The organism is Rhodothermales bacterium (assembly GCA_017643395.1).
Lineage (GTDB): Bacteria > Bacteroidota > Rhodothermia > Rhodothermales > UBA10348 > JABDJZ01.
The window spans coordinates 1,367,777-1,385,603 of the sequence record JAEPNP010000001.1 but is presented as its reverse complement, the minus strand read 5'-3'; the positions used below and the strand labels follow the sequence as shown (position 1 = coordinate 1,385,603).

At 63.9% G+C, this 17,827-nt stretch carries 19 protein-coding genes; 14 read left to right on the top strand and 5 right to left on the bottom strand.

Features of this window, described 5'->3' with window-relative positions; genetic code table 11:
* Positions 1–121 precede the first annotated feature (121 nt).
* From tatC to JJ896_05510, 5 genes are all read right to left on the bottom strand, one after another.
* Positions 122–982, bottom strand: coding sequence for a twin-arginine translocase subunit TatC (gene tatC, locus JJ896_05530; protein MBO6779096.1), 861 nt, complete (start codon positions 980–982; stop codon positions 122–124).
* A gap of 20 nt (positions 983–1,002) precedes the next feature.
* Complete coding sequence (locus JJ896_05525; GenBank protein MBO6779095.1) at positions 1,003–1,602, bottom strand: hypothetical protein; 600 nt, start codon at positions 1,600–1,602, stop codon at positions 1,003–1,005.
* A gap of 67 nt (positions 1,603–1,669) precedes the next feature.
* Entirely contained in the window at positions 1,670–2,977 is a 1,308-nt protein-coding gene (locus JJ896_05520; protein ID MBO6779094.1) for a serine hydroxymethyltransferase, read from the bottom strand.
* A gap of 54 nt (positions 2,978–3,031) precedes the next feature.
* Complete coding sequence (locus JJ896_05515) at positions 3,032–3,367, bottom strand: DUF4359 domain-containing protein (protein ID MBO6779093.1); 336 nt, start codon at positions 3,365–3,367, stop codon at positions 3,032–3,034.
* Positions 3,364–4,023, bottom strand: coding sequence for a DUF4159 domain-containing protein (locus JJ896_05510; protein MBO6779092.1), 660 nt, complete (start codon positions 4,021–4,023; stop codon positions 3,364–3,366). Before JJ896_05510 ends, JJ896_05515 begins: the two co-directional genes overlap by 4 nt.
* Before the next feature lie 108 nt (positions 4,024–4,131).
* Here JJ896_05510 and JJ896_05505 point away from each other — a divergent pair, with 108 nt between their 5' ends.
* The 14 genes from JJ896_05505 (at position 4,132) to JJ896_05440 (ending at position 17,826) form a co-directional block, all read left to right on the top strand.
* Complete coding sequence (locus JJ896_05505; protein MBO6779091.1) at positions 4,132–4,560, top strand: CBS domain-containing protein; 429 nt, start codon at positions 4,132–4,134, stop codon at positions 4,558–4,560.
* Between the two features lie 38 nt (positions 4,561–4,598).
* Entirely contained in the window at positions 4,599–6,272 is a 1,674-nt protein-coding gene (locus tag JJ896_05500; GenBank protein MBO6779090.1) for an arginine--tRNA ligase, read from the top strand.
* Complete coding sequence (pheA, locus tag JJ896_05495; protein ID MBO6779089.1) at positions 6,272–7,114, top strand: prephenate dehydratase; 843 nt, start codon at positions 6,272–6,274, stop codon at positions 7,112–7,114. The genes JJ896_05500 and pheA overlap by 1 nt, the downstream gene beginning before the upstream one ends.
* Positions 7,114–7,848, top strand: coding sequence for a class I SAM-dependent methyltransferase (locus JJ896_05490; GenBank protein MBO6779088.1), 735 nt, complete (start codon positions 7,114–7,116; stop codon positions 7,846–7,848). The genes pheA and JJ896_05490 overlap by 1 nt, the downstream gene beginning before the upstream one ends.
* The gene (locus JJ896_05485; GenBank protein MBO6779087.1) at positions 7,848–8,480 is read left to right on the top strand and encodes a sigma-70 family RNA polymerase sigma factor; all 633 of its coding nucleotides are present in this window, start codon (positions 7,848–7,850) and stop codon (positions 8,478–8,480) included. Before JJ896_05490 ends, JJ896_05485 begins: the two co-directional genes overlap by 1 nt.
* 24 nt (positions 8,481–8,504) lie before the next feature.
* Complete coding sequence (locus JJ896_05480) at positions 8,505–9,560, top strand: FecR domain-containing protein (protein MBO6779086.1); 1,056 nt, start codon at positions 8,505–8,507, stop codon at positions 9,558–9,560.
* Between the two features lie 69 nt (positions 9,561–9,629).
* Positions 9,630–12,254, top strand: a complete 2,625-nt coding sequence (locus tag JJ896_05475) for a carboxypeptidase regulatory-like domain-containing protein (protein MBO6779085.1) — start codon at positions 9,630–9,632, stop codon at positions 12,252–12,254.
* Positions 12,251–13,099, top strand: a complete 849-nt coding sequence (locus JJ896_05470; protein MBO6779084.1) for a DUF4249 family protein — start codon at positions 12,251–12,253, stop codon at positions 13,097–13,099. Before JJ896_05475 ends, JJ896_05470 begins: the two co-directional genes overlap by 4 nt.
* Positions 13,096–13,806 (top strand): RecX family transcriptional regulator, encoded by a 711-nt coding sequence (locus JJ896_05465; GenBank protein ID MBO6779083.1) that lies wholly within the window; start codon positions 13,096–13,098, stop codon positions 13,804–13,806. The genes JJ896_05470 and JJ896_05465 overlap by 4 nt, the downstream gene beginning before the upstream one ends.
* Before the next feature lie 13 nt (positions 13,807–13,819).
* Positions 13,820–14,899, top strand: a complete 1,080-nt coding sequence (locus tag JJ896_05460) for an AI-2E family transporter (protein MBO6779082.1) — start codon at positions 13,820–13,822, stop codon at positions 14,897–14,899.
* The gene (locus tag JJ896_05455; protein MBO6779081.1) at positions 14,896–15,702 is read left to right on the top strand and encodes a purine-nucleoside phosphorylase; all 807 of its coding nucleotides are present in this window, start codon (positions 14,896–14,898) and stop codon (positions 15,700–15,702) included. The genes JJ896_05460 and JJ896_05455 overlap by 4 nt, the downstream gene beginning before the upstream one ends.
* A gap of 27 nt (positions 15,703–15,729) precedes the next feature.
* Positions 15,730–16,059: a DUF3276 family protein gene (locus JJ896_05450; GenBank protein ID MBO6779080.1), complete on the top strand. Its 330-nt coding sequence runs from the start codon at positions 15,730–15,732 to the stop codon at positions 16,057–16,059.
* A 25-nt stretch (positions 16,060–16,084) separates the two neighbouring features.
* Complete coding sequence (gene hisC, locus JJ896_05445) at positions 16,085–17,188, top strand: histidinol-phosphate transaminase (GenBank protein ID MBO6779079.1); 1,104 nt, start codon at positions 16,085–16,087, stop codon at positions 17,186–17,188.
* A gap of 23 nt (positions 17,189–17,211) precedes the next feature.
* The gene (locus JJ896_05440; protein ID MBO6779078.1) at positions 17,212–17,826 is read left to right on the top strand and encodes a bifunctional nuclease family protein; all 615 of its coding nucleotides are present in this window, start codon (positions 17,212–17,214) and stop codon (positions 17,824–17,826) included.
* The last annotated feature ends 1 nt before the right edge of the window (position 17,827 follow it).

Sequence of the window (17,827 nt, the reverse complement as noted above, 5' to 3'; positions counted from 1 at the left end):
GCCTACAACGAGGCCATGGACCGTATGACCCGCAAAGTGGAGCAGATTCCGTCCAGGTCCAGACACGCCGGCGGTGTCTCCGACAACTCCTTCGCCGATCGAGAGCCGACAGATCTGACTTCTACGCGAGAGCCTCGTTCAACTCCCGCTCGCGCCGCTTCTCTACGCCAGCTGCGATGAAGATGGAGCCCTCATAGAGCAATAGCAGCGGCATGGCCACCAGGATCTGACTCAGGGGATCCGGCGGCGTAAAGAAGGCCGCCAGAATCAGGCACGAGATCAGGGCCCACTTACGGGACTTTCGCAGCGTGTTCGGGGTGGCGATGCCCAGCTTGGCCAGGAAATAGATCACCACGGGCAACTCAAACAGCACCCCTGCACCAAAAGCCCAGAATGTGATCATCGAGAAGTACCGGGAGATATCGAACTCGTTCGTGATCTCCGGGCTGATGGAGTACTGGGCAAAGAACTGGAGGGCCAGCGGCGTGATAATCAGATAGCCGAAGCTGATGCCAAGGATGAAAAAGAACGTCGCAAAGACGGCCGCAAAGCGTAGCCCCTTCTTCTCCCCGGGATAGAGGCCAGGCTCGATGAACTTCCACAACTGGTAGACTGCGATCGGACTGCCGATGATGATGCCCACGGCAAACACGGTGCCGATGTCCGCGAAGAACTGGCCGGTGATGTTGCGATTCTGGAGCACGAACTCGACGGCATCGATCCCGAAGACTTCGTACATGAAGAACCCGGGGTCCTTGGGTCCCAGGAGCAGCACCTCAATGATCCAGCGGCGGAAGAAGAAGGCCGCGATCGTACAGAGCAGGATTCCGATGCCGGCCTTGATGATGGCCCATCGCATTTCCTCGAGATGATCGAGGAATCCCATTTCCGCGAGCCCCGCCTGTTGCGGGAACGCGCCTTCGAGGCCTTCAGGAATGGGCGGCCCGGACTGGGTCCGTCGCCCGGAGAAAAACCGCTTCATCTTGGAAGGGGCGCCCGTTCCTAGTACGAGTCCGAACTCCCCGGCTGACTGTCGCGCAGGTTCAGATCCAGCAGCGTATCGACCCAGAGGCCCTGGGCCTCCATGCGGGCACGCCCGCCGCTCCAGGTGAAGTTAAACAGCGTCATGAGGCCGTCCACGCGGAAACCATCATTTCGCAAAAGAGCCACAGCACGGCTCGCTGTGCGGCCTGAATTCAGGATGTCGTCAACGAGGACCACGGGCCTGGATCGATCGAGGGGGCCTTCCACCAGCCGCCGCCTCCCGTGTGGCTTGCGCTGCTCACGCACGAACCCACCCAGAAACGCGGGATGAGACTCCGCAGACAGCACGGAAGTAACCAGCGGGAATGCTCCGAATCCGAATCCCACCACCTGCGATACACCGCGGCTGCGAAGCCGGGAGGCCACCACGGAACCGACCTCGCGAAACAACGCGCCATCCAGCATCGGCATGCGCGTATCCAGCAACCAGCCTATCGGCTGACCCCTGGGGTCCGTGATCAGCTCCTGCTCACGCCGCACGAGCGCCCGATCATACAGGCGTCGGCCGAGATCTAGCAGCTCGGCATAGGCGGTCGAGTTCAGGGCGGACTGGGGCATGGGGATCCAGGGATCACTACAGAGTACGAACCCAAACGCCAGATTCCATGACCGCCTGCCTTACCGGTCAGGCAACCACGAAATCGTAGAGTGGGAATCGGTCACACAGTTCGCGGACCTCGTTCCTTACGGCAGTCGCCACCGATTCGTTGCCCACGTTGGTCAGAACACGGTCCATCAGGTCCACGACAAGGCGGAATTCATCTTCGCCGAAGCCCCGCGTGGTCATGGCCGGCGTGCCGACCCGAATGCCGCTGGTCACGAACGGGCTCTGCGTGTCGAACGGCACCATGTTCTTGTTGACCGTGATCTCCGCCTGGCCGAGCGCCTGCTCTGCGGTCTTCCCGGTCAGGCCCTTGCTGCGAAGGTCAATCAGCATGAGATGATTGTCCGTGCCGCCCGACACGAGGTCGTAGCCTTTTTCGACGAACGCCGCGGCCATCGCCTGGGCATTGTCGACCACCTGGCGAGCGTAGTCGTGGAAGCTGGAGTCCAGCGCCTCTCCGAATGCGACCGCCTTGGCGGCAATGACGTGCATGAGCGGGCCTCCCTGATAACCGGGGAATACCGCAGAGTCGAGCAGTTCGGACATCTGCTTCACCCGCCCCGACTTGGGCGCCACCTTGCCGAACGGGTTGTCGTAGTCCTTGCCGATGAGAATCATGCCCGCCCGGGGACCACGCAGCGTCTTGTGTGTCGTCGTGGACACCACGTGGCAGTGTGGCATCGGGTCGCTCAGCACGCCTGCGGCGATGAGCCCCGCGGTGTGGGCCATGTCCATCCACAGGAACGCACCCACCTCATCGGCAATCTCTCGAAACGCGGGGTAGTCGAAGTCCCGGGAGTAGGCGCTGGCCCCGATGGAGATCATCTTCGGACGCACCTGCAACGCGCGCGTGCGCACCTTGTCCATGTCGATGCGGCCGGCCAGAGGGCCTTCCTTCTCCACGCCGTAGTACTCGGCGTTGTACAGGATCCCGGAGAAGTTGACCGGGCTGCCATGCGTGAGATGCCCACCGTGTGCCAGGTCCAGCCCGAGGAGGGTGTCTCCCGGCTCCATGAAGGCCAGATAGACTGCGGCGTTGGCGCTTGCACCCGAGTGGGGCTGCACGTTGACCCAGTCGCAACCAAACAGTTGCCTTGCACGGTCTCGGGCCACGTCCTCCACCTGATCCACGAACTCGCATCCGCCGTAGTAGCGTTTGCCCGGGAGACCTTCCGCGTACTTGTTCGTGAGCGGAGAACCCATCGCCTCGAGAACGGGGCGGGATACGAAGTTCTCCGAGGCAATCAGTTCAAGGCCGTCGTTCTGGCGACGAACTTCCTTCTCGAGGATCTGGAAGACCTGGGGATCGGAATGCTGGAGCTGGGACATGGCGGAGCAGGCCGGTCTTGGGTGGATACCCAAAACTAACGCCTGAGGCCGCAATCAGTCCGCATTGGGGCTCGACAACTCGACGAATTGCCCGGCAATCCCAAGGAATTTCCAGGCCTCGTCAGGATCGCCGTCGGCACCGACATCCACCGTGTACACACTGAAGATCCCGTAGTCGGAGCGCTCGCTGACACGGGCCGCGAGCGAGCCGACAATGTCGGATCCGAGGTCTGTGAGCAGTCGACCCAGCGTGCGATCGCCCGTTTCTTCTCTCAGACGCTCCTCAACCCGCTGCTGGATGAACGCCTCAAATTCCGGCGTCGCAGGATTGGTCACATAAAGGAAACCAGCCACACCCAGCACGACAATCAGGCGCAGGGTCGTCTTCATCGCATCATGGCGTAGGTGAGGATGTTGGTACCCATGCGGAGGGCCGCCATTCGGAGCTGAGGACTGTCGTTGTGCACGGCCTCCGGCTCCCAGCCGTCGCCCAGATCGGACTCAAAGGTGTAGAACAGCATCACCCGCCCATCGTCATCCAGAATACCGAAGCCCTGCGGCGGATTGCCGTCGTGCTCGTGGATCTTCGGCAGGCCGTTCGGGAATTCGAAGTGGTTGTGATAGATGTCGTGGCTGAACGGCAACTCAACCAGTTCACGGTCCGGGAATACCTTCCTGATCTCCCGGCGGAAATGCTGGTCCAGCCCGTAGTTGTCGTCCGCGTGCAGGAAGCCGCCGCCCAGCAAATAGTCGCGAAGCTGGCCCGCCTCGCGCTCGGTGAGCACCATATTGCCGTGACCGGTGAGGTACAGGTACGGGAACGTAAACAGCTTCTCGGAAGACAGCTCGACGGTTTCTGCCTCCGGGGCCACGTCGATGTGGGTGTTGGCGCGGACAAACCGCAGCAACTCCGGAAGCGACTGGGGGTCGCTGTACCAGTCACCGCCTCCGGCGTATTTGACCCTGGCTACCGTGAAGTCGTGCTCGGCCTGGGCCAGCACGGACGTCGGAGTCAGGAGAAGCAACAGGAGCAGAGTGCGCATCATGACGGCCTCATACGGAGGTTACTCCGGGAGGTTTTGCGGTTCGTTCGCCTTCCGTCGCCCCGAAACCCGGCCCGCGCCTGACGCGGCCCAATTCCGTAATTTGGCGGCATGGCTACCGTCGACGACATCATGACCCACCACGTGGTTCGCGTCAACGCGGACGATCCGCTTCACGTGGTGCGGCACAAGCTGGGCAAGGGCGGCTTCCACCACCTGCCGGTCATGGACCGGGGTGAACTGCTCGGCATCATCTCCGATCGAGACGTGCTGGGGGCCCTGAGCCCATTCCTCGACTCACCTTCCGAGCGTTCCCGCGACCTGCGCACGCTGCAGAAGAAGGCGCATCAGGTCATGACCCCCCAGCCCTACACCATTCTCTCGACGGCGTCGGTGGAATCCGCCGGACAGATGCTGCTGGCCCTGGACATCTCGGCGCTTCCGGTAATTGATCTTGAAGGTTCGCTGATCGGCATCGTGACATGGCACGATCTGCTGGATCATTTCGTAGAAAGCCCCGAAGACGAAGACGCCGCCTGACGGCCACACCTGCGGGCTCCCCGCGAACCACCCCACGCATGCGCGACTACCTGTCGGCCCAGATCCTGGCCGCCCTCGATACCATGGGCGGAGCCCCGGACGGATTCGAGGTCGAATTCCAGCAGCCCAACAATCCGGACCACGGAGACCTGGCCACCAACGCCGCCCTGCAGTTGGCGCGTCATTTCCGCAAGGCGCCGCGCGCCATCGCCGACGAGTTGGCGGCCCAGGTGGAACTGGACCCGGAGCAGGTGTCCTCCGTCGAGGTAGCCGGCCCCGGCTTCCTCAATTTCCGGTTTGCTCCGGCCTACCTGTCCAACGCGCTGCGTGGCATGCTGAAGGCCGGTTCGGGCTATGGCCGCGTCGCACCGACGGGAAAGACGGCCATCGTGGAATTCGTCAGCGCCAATCCTACGGGCCCGCTGACCGTAGGCCATGGAAGGAACGCCGTGCTGGGCGACACGCTGGCTACCCTGCTTCAAACCCAGGGCTTCGCGGTTACCCGCGAGTACTATTTCAACGATGCGGGTCGACAGATGCGGGTGCTGGGCGATTCGGTCGCTGCCCGCTACAACGCGCTCGCCGACCCCGGACATGCCAGCAAGGAAATCGAGGCTGCCGGGGGCGAAACCATCACCGTGCCCGAGTCCTTTCCGGAGGATGGCTATCAGGGCGACTACATCCAGGAGATAGCGCGCACGCTGTTCGAGACCCACGGCGCCGGCCTGGATGACGCGCACGTTTTCAGACGTGCCGCACAGGAGCGCATCTTTGAGGAGATCGAAGGCACGCTCGGCCGCATGGGTATCCACATGGACGGCTACTTCAACGAGCGCACCGTCTACGAATCGGGCGCCATCTGGGAGATCGTCGATGCGCTGAAAGACAAGGGACTGGCCTTCGAAAAAGACGGGGCCGTCTGGTTCAAGACCACCGAATTCGGCAAGGACCAGGACACCGTGCTGGTGAAGTCGTCTGGCGAGCCGACCTACCGCCTGCCCGACATCGCCTATCACATCGACAAGGTGAAGCGGGGCTTCGACCGGATTGTCGACATCTTCGGGGCCGATCACATTGCCACCTTCCCGGATGTGCTGTCCGGAGTGCAGGCCATGGGGCATGCCACGGACGGCATCCACGTGGTCATCTACCAGTTCGTGACGCTGGTTCGCGGCGGTGAACCCGTAAAAATGAGCACGCGAAAGGCCACCTACGTCACGCTGGATGACCTCATGGACGAGGTAGGGGAAGACGTGACGCGCTTCTTCTTCCTGATGCGCTCCCCTAACACCCACCTGGAGTTCGATCTGGATCTGGCCAAGGAGGCCGGAGAAAAGAACCCGGTATTCTACCTGCAATACGCTCACGCACGCATCGCCAGCATCATCCGCAAGGCGGAAGAGGTCGGCTTGCAGGCCGGCGGCGAGGCCGACCTGACCTTGCTGGTGCACGAGGCCGAGGAGAATCTCATCAAGGAGCTGATGCGCTATCCGGCCGTTCTGAAAAGGAGCGCGGCCAGCTACGAACCCCATCGGCTGGCTACCTACCTGCGTGAGGTTGCCGTGGCCTTCACTCAGTTCTACGGGAATTGCCGCATCATTGGTGAGGAGGAAGGCATCGCGGTCGCGCGCCTGCAGCTGGCCCGTGCTGCCCAGCAGGTCCTGGCTTCGGGTCTGGGTGTGTTGGGGATTTCAGCGCCGGAGCGCATGTGATGGGCGCCGGGCGACGCATAGCGTTCCAGGGGGAGATCGGAGCATATTCCGAGGAGGCGGCGCTGAAGCTCTATCCCGGCGCGGCCCTCGTGCCGTGTGCAAGTTTCGACGCGGTGTTCGAGGCCCTGGAAGGCGAAGCCGTGCACGCCGCGGTCGTGCCCATCGAAAACTCGCTGCACGGCAGTGTGCACGCGAACTACGACCTGCTGCGCGACCACGATGTGCATATCCGTGCCGAATGGCAACTGCGCATCAGGCACCACCTGCTCGGGATTCCCGGGACCACAGTTGACCAGGTGCGCACGGTGCTCTCCCATCCTCAGGCGCTGGGCCAATGCCGAGACTTCCTGAAACGGGAGCTCCCTCATGCGGAGGCCGTGCCCGCCTACGACACGGCCGGTGCCGCCAAGCGCGTGGCCCAGGATGCACAGCCTGCCCAGGCGGCCGTCGCCAGCGAAAGCGCCGCCCGCGAATACGGCCTGACGACGCTTGCTTCGGGCATTGAGAGCAATCCCAACAACTATACGCGGTTTTTGGCCCTGGAGCGGGAGGCGGGCGATGGGCGAAGGCTGTCTGATCCCAAGACGTCCGTGCTCTACGTGCCGGGCAACAACATTCCAGGCGTGCTCTTCAAGAGTCTGGCCGTCTTCGCCTTGCGGGACATCGATCTCTTCAAGATCGAAAGCCGCCCGCTTGTAGGCAGTCCGGGCAAGTACATCTTTTACCTGGATCTGGCGGGCTCTGTGGCGGACGAAACCGTCAGCAACGCCATCGGCCATCTGCAGGAGATCGCCGCTTTTGTGAAGGTGCTCGGCTCCTACGAGCGCCGGCCGGCCGGCTGATGGACAAGGCACTGCGGGACGCCCTCGCGCAGGCCGAGGACCGTCACTGGTGGTTTGAGGGCCGGCGACGCATTCTCGCCGGCATCCTCCGTGGCCTCGAGGTGCGCGGACCTTTGCTGGAAGTTGGATGCGGCAACGGAGCCAACCTGGACATGCTGGCCGATTTCGGGCCGGTGACGGGCGTGGAGCCCGACCCCCAGGATCGGGCGCGTGCCGGAGCTCGCCGCACCGCAGAGGTAGTCGATGGGGCCCTGCCGGATCTGCCGGTAGAGCCGGGTCGGTATGGCGCCGTGTTGGCGCTGGATGTGATCGAGCACATCGAAGACGACGAGGCTGCCGTGCGCGGTCTCGCCCGCGCCTGCCGCGCCGACGGAGTTGTTGTCGTCACGGTGCCCGCCGGCCCGTGGTTGTGGAGTGCACACGACACGCGAAACGGGCACTTTCGCAGGTACACGCGCCGCACGCTGCGGCAGGTGCTCGAAGCGGGCGGCCTGCACGTTCAGCGGATCAGTGCGTTCAATATGTGGCTTCTCCCACTGGTGGCCGTGGTGCGCGTGCTCGGGCGCTTCGTAGGACAGGACCACGCAGGCACCGGGCTGCCCGCGCATCGCATCAACCGCATGCTGATGAAACTGCTGGCGTCGGAGTCCCGTCTACTGGCGCGTTTCGACCTGCCCGCCGGCGTCTCGCTGTTGGCCGTGGCACGCCCCATCCCTCCCGACCTTCACTCCTGATGGCCTCACGTCCGCAGACCAATGCCGCGCTTGCGCGCCTGGTGGACCGAGCACGTAAAGGGGATCGGGATGCCGAGGCAACGCTGCTGACCTCCCTGGAACCGGTAATCCGGTCCTATTTCCGACGACGTGTCGGCGATCACGCCGAGCTGGATGACCTCGTGCAGAATACGCTGCTTCGAGTCTTTCGCGGTCTGGCAGATGTGCAGGACGGACACCGCATCCGCGGTTTCACATTGAAGGCGGCACTCTTCGAATTGCAGGATCTGTACCGCGGGCGTTACGGAAGTCGAGAGGCTACGGTGCTGGAAGATCTGCCGGAGCCCTCTGTACGGCCGGAGACGTCCGGCGTACAGCTGGATCTGGACCGCGCCCTGTCTGTGCTCACGCCCAAGGCGCGCAAAATCATCGAACTGAAAGCGCTTGGTTACCGGTACGAGGAGATCGCCGGCATGGTGGACACCACCGAAGCGGCGGTCAAGATGCAGGTCAAGCGCGCCCTGGAGAAAATGCGCGCCATCCTGGCCTCGGCGGTAGCCTGGCTCCTTCCGGCCGGACTGCTTGTTCAGCTGCTGACCGGTCTTTCATTTGCACTGTTACTTTTTGCCACTGTCATGCGGCTAGAGATCTGATGGGGACCGCCCACATCACGGACATTGCACAAGACGCACCCTGAGAACGAGCTGAACGCGCGTGATTCCGCCCTTCTGGCGGAGTTCACCGATGCGCTGCGTGACCGCATGGAAGCGGCCGCGGGCGACGGTATGCTTGTGCTCGCTGCGCTTGATGCTGCCGGTGAGCAGGAAGCGATGACACCCGAAGAGCGCGGTCACCTCGAGCAGGGGCGGACGGCCTTCGACGAAGCACGCTCCCTTCACCCCGGACTCGATGCCGCCTGTGACCAGCTGCAGGAGGACATCCGGCTGTTCAACAGCATGTGGCCGGCGGACCTGGGCAAGAACCGTCGTGGCGTGCGCTCGTCTCGCCGCTCCCTGATGCGCTGGCCTGCGCGCATCGGCCTCGGCGCTTCGGCGCTGGTGCTGGCCGGGATCTTCTATCTCACCATCATGGGTGAGGTGCAACGAACCACTGTGACCGCCCCGGTCGCAGCGTATGAAGTGGTTCGGCTGCACGACGGCACGGAGGTACGACTCTCCCCCGGCGCCTCCCTCACGTTTGCTGAAGGCTCTGACTTCGACCGCCTGGTGCGCCTGAATGGGCACGCCTGGTTCGATGTCGCCGAGGAAACCCGACGATTTGCGGTTGAGACGGCCACGGCAGTGACTACGGTGCTCGGCACCCGCTTCGGAGTCGAGAGCACGGCCGAGGCCACCGAGGTAACGCTGGTCTCCGGCCGCGTCGCCGTGGCATCACGCACAAACCGGAACGCCGTCGTCGTGCTCGAGCCCGGCGAACGCACCGTTGTTACTGAAGGGCTTCCTGAGAATCCGGCGCCCGTGGACGTCAGCGAGGAGCTCTCCTGGTCGGATCTGCTTGTGTTTCGGGAGAGCAGCATGCAGCAGGTGGTCGATGTGCTCGAGGCCCGACGCGGGACGGTGGTTGAGCTGGACCGGGGTCTGGAGACGCAGCTGGTCACCGGCACGTTTGAGCCACAGCAGACCACGCGGGAAGTCCTGGACATTCTTGCAGCCGCACTCGGTGCCACTGTGAACCAGTCAGAAGACGGCCGCCTCCTGCTGGTCGCGCAGTAGGCTCGCGCGGGAACGCCGCCGAGCGTTTCATAACACGTCAGAGCCGGCAGCCACCCCTATCTTCCGCCCATGGGGCATGAGGCGGGCCGCAATTGCATTCTGATCGTAATCATGGCGCTCCTGGGTGCCATGGCCGCGCCTGCGCAGGCCCAGGAGATCCGCCTGCAGGAAACGACGACGCCGCTGGCTGAAGCGCTGGTGCGCCTGGCCGGTCAGACCTCGGTAGACCTGGTTTATGCGCAAAGCCTGGTCCAGAATGTCACGATCAGCTGTGCCTACACCGGACCGAGTGCACTCAACGCCCTGCGCTGCCTCCTGCGTGGTACCGGGCTGGACGCCCGCACGACCCGCCCAGGCCAGATTGTGATCGTCGAAGCCGCCGAGCCCATCCGGCGGCGCACGGTCTCAGGACTGGTCAGCGACGATTCGGGCCTGCCCCTTGCAGGCGCGCACGTGTTTCTCACCGACCTGAGCAGGGGAGCGATCACCAATCGCACCGGCTTCTTCACCTTTCCGGACATGCGCAGTGGATTGCACCGAGTGCGCATCTCGTTCCTCGGGTTCGCCCCGCTCGATACGCTGATTGCGGCCAGTGATCGGCCGGCCGCGATCCGACTTCGCACCGAAGCGGTGTCGGCACAGGATGTCCTGGTCGAATCCAGTGAACCCCGCCCCGGGGATCGCACTCCGTTGCCGGGCATGGTCGCGCCGCCCATCGCCCGTCTGGAACGTCTGCCGGCAAGCCTGGGCGGACAGGATTTGCTGGAGGCACTGACCTGGATGCCCGGCATCCGGCGTGCCGGTGAAGTGACCGGCGGACTGCTGGTGCGTGGCGCAGGACCGGATCAGAACCTCTATCTCCTGGACGGGGCCCCGGTGTACCACCCGTGGCACGCCTTCAGTCTGATCTCCACCTTCCAAACCGAGACCTTTCGATCCGTGCGTGTGTTTCGAGGCGCATTTCCGGCAGAATTCGGTGGCCGCCTGTCGGCCGTGCTCGATGCGGAACTGTCTGACGGTCGCGGACCCGAGCCCCGAGCCTCAGGTGCCGTCAATACACACTCCGCACGGTTTCTCATAGAAGCACCACTGTCGGAGCGCGCCTCGTTCATGCTCGGAGGCCGGAGGTCGTATGTGGATCGTCTCATTGGCAGAGAGCACCCCGTGGAGGACGACCTCGGTAGAAAGGACACACTCAAGACCGGCTACTACTTCTACGACTGGACCGCAAAGCTCGTTTTTCGTCCGGATGACCTGAGTCGGGTTTCGATTACCTCCTACCGGGGGCGGGATGATCTCGATCTCCGCCTGCCTTTCGACGTGTCGCTGGATCTCAGTTCCTGGCTTCGACCCACCGATCTGCTGTTTGAAGTCAGCGAATGGTGGCGCAACCGTGTGGTCAGCGTGCGCTATGAGCGACTGCTCTCAACGCGCTGGTACCTCACCGCCACCAGCTACGATTCCAGGTATCAGGCCCGGGAGGGAGCGTACCTGCGACCTACGCTCGCCTCCGATGTGCGCTCCACGTATGGTGTCGACATCCGTGACGCGGGACTGCGCGTGGACATGGATTATTTCCGGTCGGACCGCCACGAGTTCCGTATGGGCTGGCAGGCCGTCTCTCGGGAATTCGACTCGGACGTGGATGCACTCATCCGGTACAACCCCGACCTGTTTGAGCGCCTTCAGGAGGAAAGCAATGTGCGCTCCGTGGAGTTGTCCGGTTATGCGCAGGACACCTGGCGGCCGAGCCGACACCTGGAGGTTCTGGCCGGTCTGCGCGCGGTGGCATTTGGTTCGGACCGGCAGATCCGGCTCGAACCCCGCCTCAGCGCTCAGTGGACGCTTCACCCGCGATTGCTGCTTGCCCGAGGTTCGTTCACGCGCAGTTACCAGTACCTCCATCGCATTCGAGACCGGCACTCGTTCCTGTACGACATCGTCAGCAGCCGCTGGATTCCGTCGTCACGGTCGGCAGATCCCGCCAGGGGCACCGAGTGGGCCGTCGGGCTGGAGACTCGGCCGCGGGCCTACACGATCCGGCTGGGCGGATATCTCCGGCGCCAGCACCGCGTGCTGCTTCCGCGCGATGTCTTCCAGTCCAAGGACGATCTGTCCGGACCGGGCATCGAAGTGGGCACCCTGCTCGGCCAGTACGAACCGGGAGAGGCCCGCGCCTTCGGTGTGGAGGCCGGGCTCGGGCATGCGGGTCGGCGCTGGATGTCTCAGCTCTCGCTAACGGCCGAGCGCTCCGATGCCAGGCCTGAAACGGGCAATCAGCCCTTCCGGCCCACGCGGTTCGACGTGCCTCTGGCGGGCAGGCTGTACGTGGAGAGACGATGGGGAGCGTGGTCCCTGGGAGGCGCCGCGGTACTGCGGTCCGGGTACCCGATTACGGTGCCGGAAGCCCGGTATGAACTGAGTGGACCCCTGGACCAGGAGCCTGTCACCTACCTCTATCGCCCGACCGTGCACAACGGACGTCTGCCTGCGTACGGGCGCATCGACATCTCGGCGGCACGGGACTTTCGCTGGCTGGACGCGGCCTGGCACGTGCGATTGCAGCTATACAATGTGCTCAACCATCGCAACGTGATCGACAGGTTCTATGAGCCAGAGGGCAGCCGTGTTGTGACACGCAATCAGCGAGGGCTGCCGATCCTGCCGCTCTTTGAACTTCGCCTGGACCTGTGACGCGCGCTCTGATCATACTGCTCGCACTGACCGCCGTCGTGGCCTGCGATACGGTCCCTTCCCAGCCGGAGGCTCTGGTTCTGGAGGGCTACGTGCAGCCCGGGCAGCCCCTGCCGGGGATTCGGGTCTCGCGGTCGGTCCCACTGCGCGCCGACCGGTCTCCTGAGCCCGTCGCGGGCGCCTCTGTGTCGACGATCATCAACGGCAGGATCGTGTCGTTTGCGGAACAGGCGCCCGGATGGTACCTGCCGCTGGATTCAACGGTCGTGCAAACGGGCGATGGGTTCTCGGTGCAGGTGACTGCAGAGGGCCGCACGGCGCGGGCATCGGGGGAGGTGCCACCCCGCTTGCGGCTCGACAGCGTGCGGGTGAACACGCCGGCAGAGCCGATCGCCGCGGTCCTGCTTGATTCGCTGGTTGTCGGACTGGACAGTCTGGCGCTGCCAGCACGTTCAGGATTCATCTATCCGGTGGAAGTCACCGTCTGGTGGCAGGCCCCTCCCGCTCTCGCAGGAAATTTCTGGGTGGAAACCAGCATTCAGCCGGAAGCGGCGTTCTCCAGCAGCCTGATTGATTTCTTTTTGCGCCCCCGGTCGGTGCTCGAAGAGCCCGCCGGCCAGGCACTCAGCTGGACCGGTATCTATGCCGTGCCAGTAGCCGGCCGGGAAGATCCGATGCCTGAGCACCAGATTCGCGTCGCCGCCGTGCGAGGCACGGTCGACTATGCACGGTTCGCCCTGTCGCGCGACCAGGCCGATCGGCGTGAGCCGGAAGGAAATGTACTGGGCGGTGCTGGCATCATCACCGGGATCGCACTGGACTCGACACGCGTCTACGTGCGATGAACCGACGTGCGCGCAAAGAACGCCCAGACCCCGTCCCGGGCACCGTGACCGGCACGTCCGTGCAGGTGCGCGATGCGAACCGCCTGTCGGTGTATGTGGACGGATCGTTCTCATTCGGCATGCCGGTCGATGCGGCCTTCGAGCTCCGCATCCACACGGGTCAGGTCCTCGATCAGGAACTGCTGGACCGGTGCCTTGCGGCAGACGAGTCCTTCAGGGCCCGCCAGCGTGCACTGGGCCTGCTGGCCCATCGTCCGCGTACGGAAACGGAGATCCGTCGCCGGCTGCGCATGGCTGACTTCGGCGAGCCCGCGATCGAACTGGCCGTCGAGCGCATGCGGTCACTCGGCTACCTGAACGATGCGGATTTTGCCAGGGCATTCGCGCGGGAGCGTCTCCTGTCCGGGCGACACGGACCGCGAAGGGTGATGGCCGATTTGCGGAAGAAGGGGATTGCGGCTGACCTGGCAGAGCAGGTAATCCAGGAGGCCCGGGCAGACCAGGATGAAGGGGCTCATGCCCTGGCCGCGGCCGAAAAGCGAGACCGTGCGCTGCCGGCGTCCCTTCAGCCCATGAAACGCAGGCAGCGACTCTACGCTCACCTGGCAAGGCGCGGATTCTCGCCGGAGGCCATCCGCGACGCTCTGGCTCGCCTCAAGGAACCGGGTGAGCGGGAGGCCGCTTCGGAACTCCGGGAGGCCACCTGACCGTTTGAGTGCCATGATTCCTGAGCAGGCCACGCCAACGGCAGTTTCCCGCATCACGCCCGAGCGTGTAGTGCGGTGGGTGGTGTATGCCGTCCTGGGCATCGGCGCGCTGCTGCTGGCCTGGTACTTCGCCCGCTTGCTGGTCTATCTGGTCATCGGAATCGCCCTCGCATACATCATGCGCCCGCTGAAGGACTGGGTGCAGAGCTTCGGGTTTTCGTCAGGCGCGTCGCTTGTACTGACGTTCGTTTCGTTTCTCGGGCTGGTCGGGCTTCTGCTCACGTACCTCGTGCCATTTGCAGCCGGCCAGATCACCGAGGTATCGCAGACGCTCAGTCCTGACAACGTGGCCCGCACGGTCGCCGAGCGCATCGCCCTCTGGCTCCCGGTGGACGCCCAGCGAGTCCGGGACGGCATGTTCTCGGCCATCGATACGCTGGTACAGGAGGATCGGTTGACGGCTATGGCCGGCAGCGTTCTCGACCTGTTCGCCAACATCTTCTACGCCGTGCTGGTGATTCCCTTCGTGGCCTTCTTCTTCCTGAAGGACGGCTCGAGGATTCGCTCCAGCCTGCTGCAGATGATCCCGAACAAGTACTTCGAGATCTCACTCGGCATCGTCGAGAAGGTGGAAACCAGCATCGGCCGCTACTTCCGAGCGCTGTTTCTGCAGAGCCTCTCGATTGCATCCATCGCCACGCTGCTTCTGTGGGTCGTCGGCCTCGACTACGCGCTGGCGGTCGGCATCTTCGCCGGACTGGCCAATACGATTCCCTACTTCGGCCCGATTATCGGCCTTCTGGCCGGAGCCGTGGTGGGAATCTCCCAGACTGGAGATTTCTCGCTCTTCCTCGGCGTATTGATTGCGATGGGCATCACGCAGCTCACGGACAACCTCGTGCTGCAGCCGCTGATTTTCTCGAAAGCCGCGCGCGCTCATCCACTGGTGATTCTGTTTGTTGTCCTGATCGGCGCCCAACTGGCCGGCATTCTTGGCATGCTCGTGGCCATCCCGCTGACCACCACATTGGCCGTGTTGGTGCGCGAGATCCTCTGGAGCATGCGCACCTACCGCAACCTGCGCGTCGCGTGACGGAGCCCACCGCCGACATCCGGGCCGCCGCTGCAGCCGTACGGGAACGTACCGACCGTGTACCGAGGCTGGCACTGGTCCTGGGCTCAGGTCTTGGAGAGCTGGCGGAGACCCTCGATGACCCGGTCATCATCCCGGCGGCAGACATTCCCGGATATCCCGCCAGCACCGTGCAGGGCCACCAGGGCAGGCTGCTCCTGGGGGACATGGAATGCTGTCCTGTGCTCTTTGTGCAGGGTCGCGTCCACATGTACGAAGGGCATGCGCTGGACCGGGTCACGTTTCCGGTGCGCCTGGCCGCGGCGCTTGGCGCTACCCATGTTTTGCTGACGAACGCGGCGGGCGGCATCAACGTGGACTTCCCGCCCGGCACGCTGATGTGGATCGATGGGCACATCGACTGGACCGGACCACGGCCGGATCTGCGATTCGAGGGCGTTGAGCGTGATCATTACGATCCCGCGTGGCTCGATGCCGCCGGGGCGGCCGCCGCGAAAGCCGGCATCACCGTGGAGCGCGGCGTCTACCTGTGGACCGCCGGCCCCAGCTACGAAACCAAAGCCGAGATCCGAGCCTTCCGGGGTCTTGGAGCCGATGCCGTAGGCATGAGCACCGTGCCGGAAGCCCGCGCGGCTCACAACGCCGGTATGCGCGTGCTGGGCCTGTCGACGATCACCAACCCGGCGGCCGGTCTGAATTCGGAGCCGCTCGGCCACGAAGAGGTCGTCGAAACCGGCCGCATGGTGCGCAAAACCCTGGAACGGCTGGTACGACTAGTGGCGCGGGGGGTGGCAAGCGTTTAAGTTGCCCGCCAGCAGAAGGCGGCGGCCATGGCGTACGACAAGGAGAACGGGTATCACGATCACCGCGGTGGGTATCGCGACGAAGTTTTCTCCCGCCGGGTGCCCGCCGGTAAACGCACCTACTTCTTCGACGTCAAGCAGACGCGATCCGGTGAGGACTTCTTTATCACCATCACCGAGTCCAAGCGCGTCGGCGAAGAGCACTACGACAAACACAAGATCTTCTTGTACAAAGAGGACTTCGGCAAGTTTGTAAGTGCGATCCTGGAGGCCGTGGACTTCGTAAAGGAGGAATGTCTCCCCGACTACGAGTTTCGCGGGCTCCCGGATGTGGAGCCGAGCTCGTACGAGCACTGACCTCTGACACCAACTGCAAGGCTGCATGGCCCGTCCCGACGCCGACGACGTGGTCCGACTGATGCGCCCGGAAGTGCGCGCCGCCCACGAGTATGTGGTGGGCTCCGCGCCCAAGGTATCGGTCAAACTGAACCAGAACGAGAGCCCGCTCGATGTGCCCGATGCCATCAAGCGGGATCTGGCTGATGCCCTCCTGGGCACCGCGCTGAATCGCTACCCCAGCGAGATCCCGCGCACGCTGCGCGCGGAGCTCGCCGCCCGGCTGGATCACCCGGAAGAGGGGATTATCATCGGTAACGGCTCGAACGAGTTGACCTACACGCTGGGCATGTGCTTCGTCGGGCCGGCGACTCCCGTTGTGCTGCCGCGCCCCATGTTTTCGCTGTATGACGCCATGGTGCGTCTGCATGGTGGCCAGGTGGTACCCGTGGCGCCTCGCCCTGACCTCTCCTTCGATGTCGATGGGCTGCTTGCCGCGATGGACCGCACGCAGGCTCCTCTGACAGTGGTCACCACGCCCAACAATCCCACCGGCCTGGCCCTGTCCCGCGAGGACGTGGTGCGCCTGATCGAGGGCGCACCCGGCGCGATCGTGGTGGACGAGGCCTATGTGGAGTTCAATCCGCACGGGACTGTTGCAGACCTCATCGCCCGATATCCGAACCTGCTGGTCATGCGCACCCTTTCGAAGGCGTTCGGCCTGGCGGGCCTGCGCCTGGGGTTTGTGCTCGGCCAGCCGCGCATTATCAGGGAAATGATGAAGTCCCGGCTGCCGTTCATGGTGGATCGCGTGGCGGAGGCCGCCGCGCTGTCGCTGCTGAGACACGTTGATCTGGTGGCGGGCCGCGCGCGTGACATCAAGCGGTGGACCGAAGAGCTGACCCTTGCCATGCAGGACGTGGACGGGGTGCAGGTGCTGCCCTCCGATACCAACTTTGTGCTGTTCCGCACGCCGCTGGAGCCGCGCGCCATGATGGATCGGCTGGCTGCAGAAGGCATTCTTGTGCGCAACATGGGTGGCTACCCGGAATTGCGGGGCTACCTGCGCGTTTCCAGCGGCACAGAAGATGAGAACAGGCTATTCCTGCGTGCGTTGCAACGGGCTATAGCCGAACCGGTAGTCGGTTAGATCCCACCGCAAGACCTCCATTCATGGATTTCATTCAGGTTGACATTATTGGTCTCTCCACCAGCCCCTCCAGCGGCGGTGCGTATGCGCTGGTCCTGGGCGAGGTGGATGGAAATCGCCGACTTCCGATCATCATCGGAGCGTTTGAGGCCCAGGCCATCGCGCTGGAGCTGGAGAAGATCCAGCCTCCGCGCCCGATGACCCATGACCTGCTGCGGGATCTGTTCGATGCGGTGCAGGGCGATGTGATCGACATCATCATCGACGAGCTGCGTGAGGGCACGTTCTTCGCCAAGATCCGCTACACGGTGGCCGGCGAAGAGGGTCAGCTGGACTGCCGGCCTTCGGATGCCGTTGCCCTGGCCGTACGTGTGGATGCGCCCATCTTCGTGGCCCCCGGCGTGCTGGATGAGGCCGGCATTCCCACGGAGGATGATGAACTGGAAGGCGCGCCGGCCGCTGCCTCCGAAGACGGAGACGAAGAGGAGGCCGTCGAGGAACAGGCCGCCACCGCCGAGGCCCCGCGCTCCCGGATTGACAAGATGACGGCCGATCTGGAGAAGGCCATCGCGGAAGAGGACTACGAGAAGGCCGCAAAATTGCGGGACGAAATCGCCCGCATGCAGGGCTCCAATTGAC

What these genes read in the sequence shown, in the direction of transcription:
- JJ896_05440 (MBO6779078.1), top strand. Translation starts at nt 17,212, where the DNA reads ATGGATTTCATTCAGGTTGACATTATTGGTCTCTCCACCAGCCCCTCC.
- JJ896_05490 (MBO6779088.1), top strand. Translation starts at nt 7,114, where the DNA reads ATGGACAAGGCACTGCGGGACGCCCTCGCGCAGGCCGAGGACCGTCAC.
- JJ896_05505 (MBO6779091.1), top strand. Translation starts at nt 4,132, where the DNA reads ATGGCTACCGTCGACGACATCATGACCCACCACGTGGTTCGCGTCAAC.
- JJ896_05500 (MBO6779090.1), top strand. Translation starts at nt 4,599, where the DNA reads ATGCGCGACTACCTGTCGGCCCAGATCCTGGCCGCCCTCGATACCATG.
- hisC (MBO6779079.1), top strand. Translation starts at nt 16,085, where the DNA reads ATGGCCCGTCCCGACGCCGACGACGTGGTCCGACTGATGCGCCCGGAA.
- JJ896_05525 (MBO6779095.1), bottom strand. Translation starts at nt 1,602, where the DNA reads ATGCCCCAGTCCGCCCTGAACTCGACCGCCTATGCCGAGCTGCTAGAT.
- JJ896_05515 (MBO6779093.1), bottom strand. Translation starts at nt 3,367, where the DNA reads ATGAAGACGACCCTGCGCCTGATTGTCGTGCTGGGTGTGGCTGGTTTC.
- JJ896_05510 (MBO6779092.1), bottom strand. Translation starts at nt 4,023, where the DNA reads ATGATGCGCACTCTGCTCCTGTTGCTTCTCCTGACTCCGACGTCCGTG.
- JJ896_05460 (MBO6779082.1), top strand. Translation starts at nt 13,820, where the DNA reads ATGATTCCTGAGCAGGCCACGCCAACGGCAGTTTCCCGCATCACGCCC.
- JJ896_05475 (MBO6779085.1), top strand. Translation starts at nt 9,630, where the DNA reads ATGGGGCATGAGGCGGGCCGCAATTGCATTCTGATCGTAATCATGGCG.
- pheA (MBO6779089.1), top strand. Translation starts at nt 6,272, where the DNA reads ATGGGCGCCGGGCGACGCATAGCGTTCCAGGGGGAGATCGGAGCATAT.
- tatC (MBO6779096.1), bottom strand. Translation starts at nt 982, where the DNA reads ATGAAGCGGTTTTTCTCCGGGCGACGGACCCAGTCCGGGCCGCCCATT.
- JJ896_05520 (MBO6779094.1), bottom strand. Translation starts at nt 2,977, where the DNA reads ATGTCCCAGCTCCAGCATTCCGATCCCCAGGTCTTCCAGATCCTCGAG.
- JJ896_05465 (MBO6779083.1), top strand. Translation starts at nt 13,096, where the DNA reads ATGAACCGACGTGCGCGCAAAGAACGCCCAGACCCCGTCCCGGGCACC.
- JJ896_05485 (MBO6779087.1), top strand. Translation starts at nt 7,848, where the DNA reads ATGGCCTCACGTCCGCAGACCAATGCCGCGCTTGCGCGCCTGGTGGAC.
- JJ896_05450 (MBO6779080.1), top strand. Translation starts at nt 15,730, where the DNA reads ATGGCGTACGACAAGGAGAACGGGTATCACGATCACCGCGGTGGGTAT.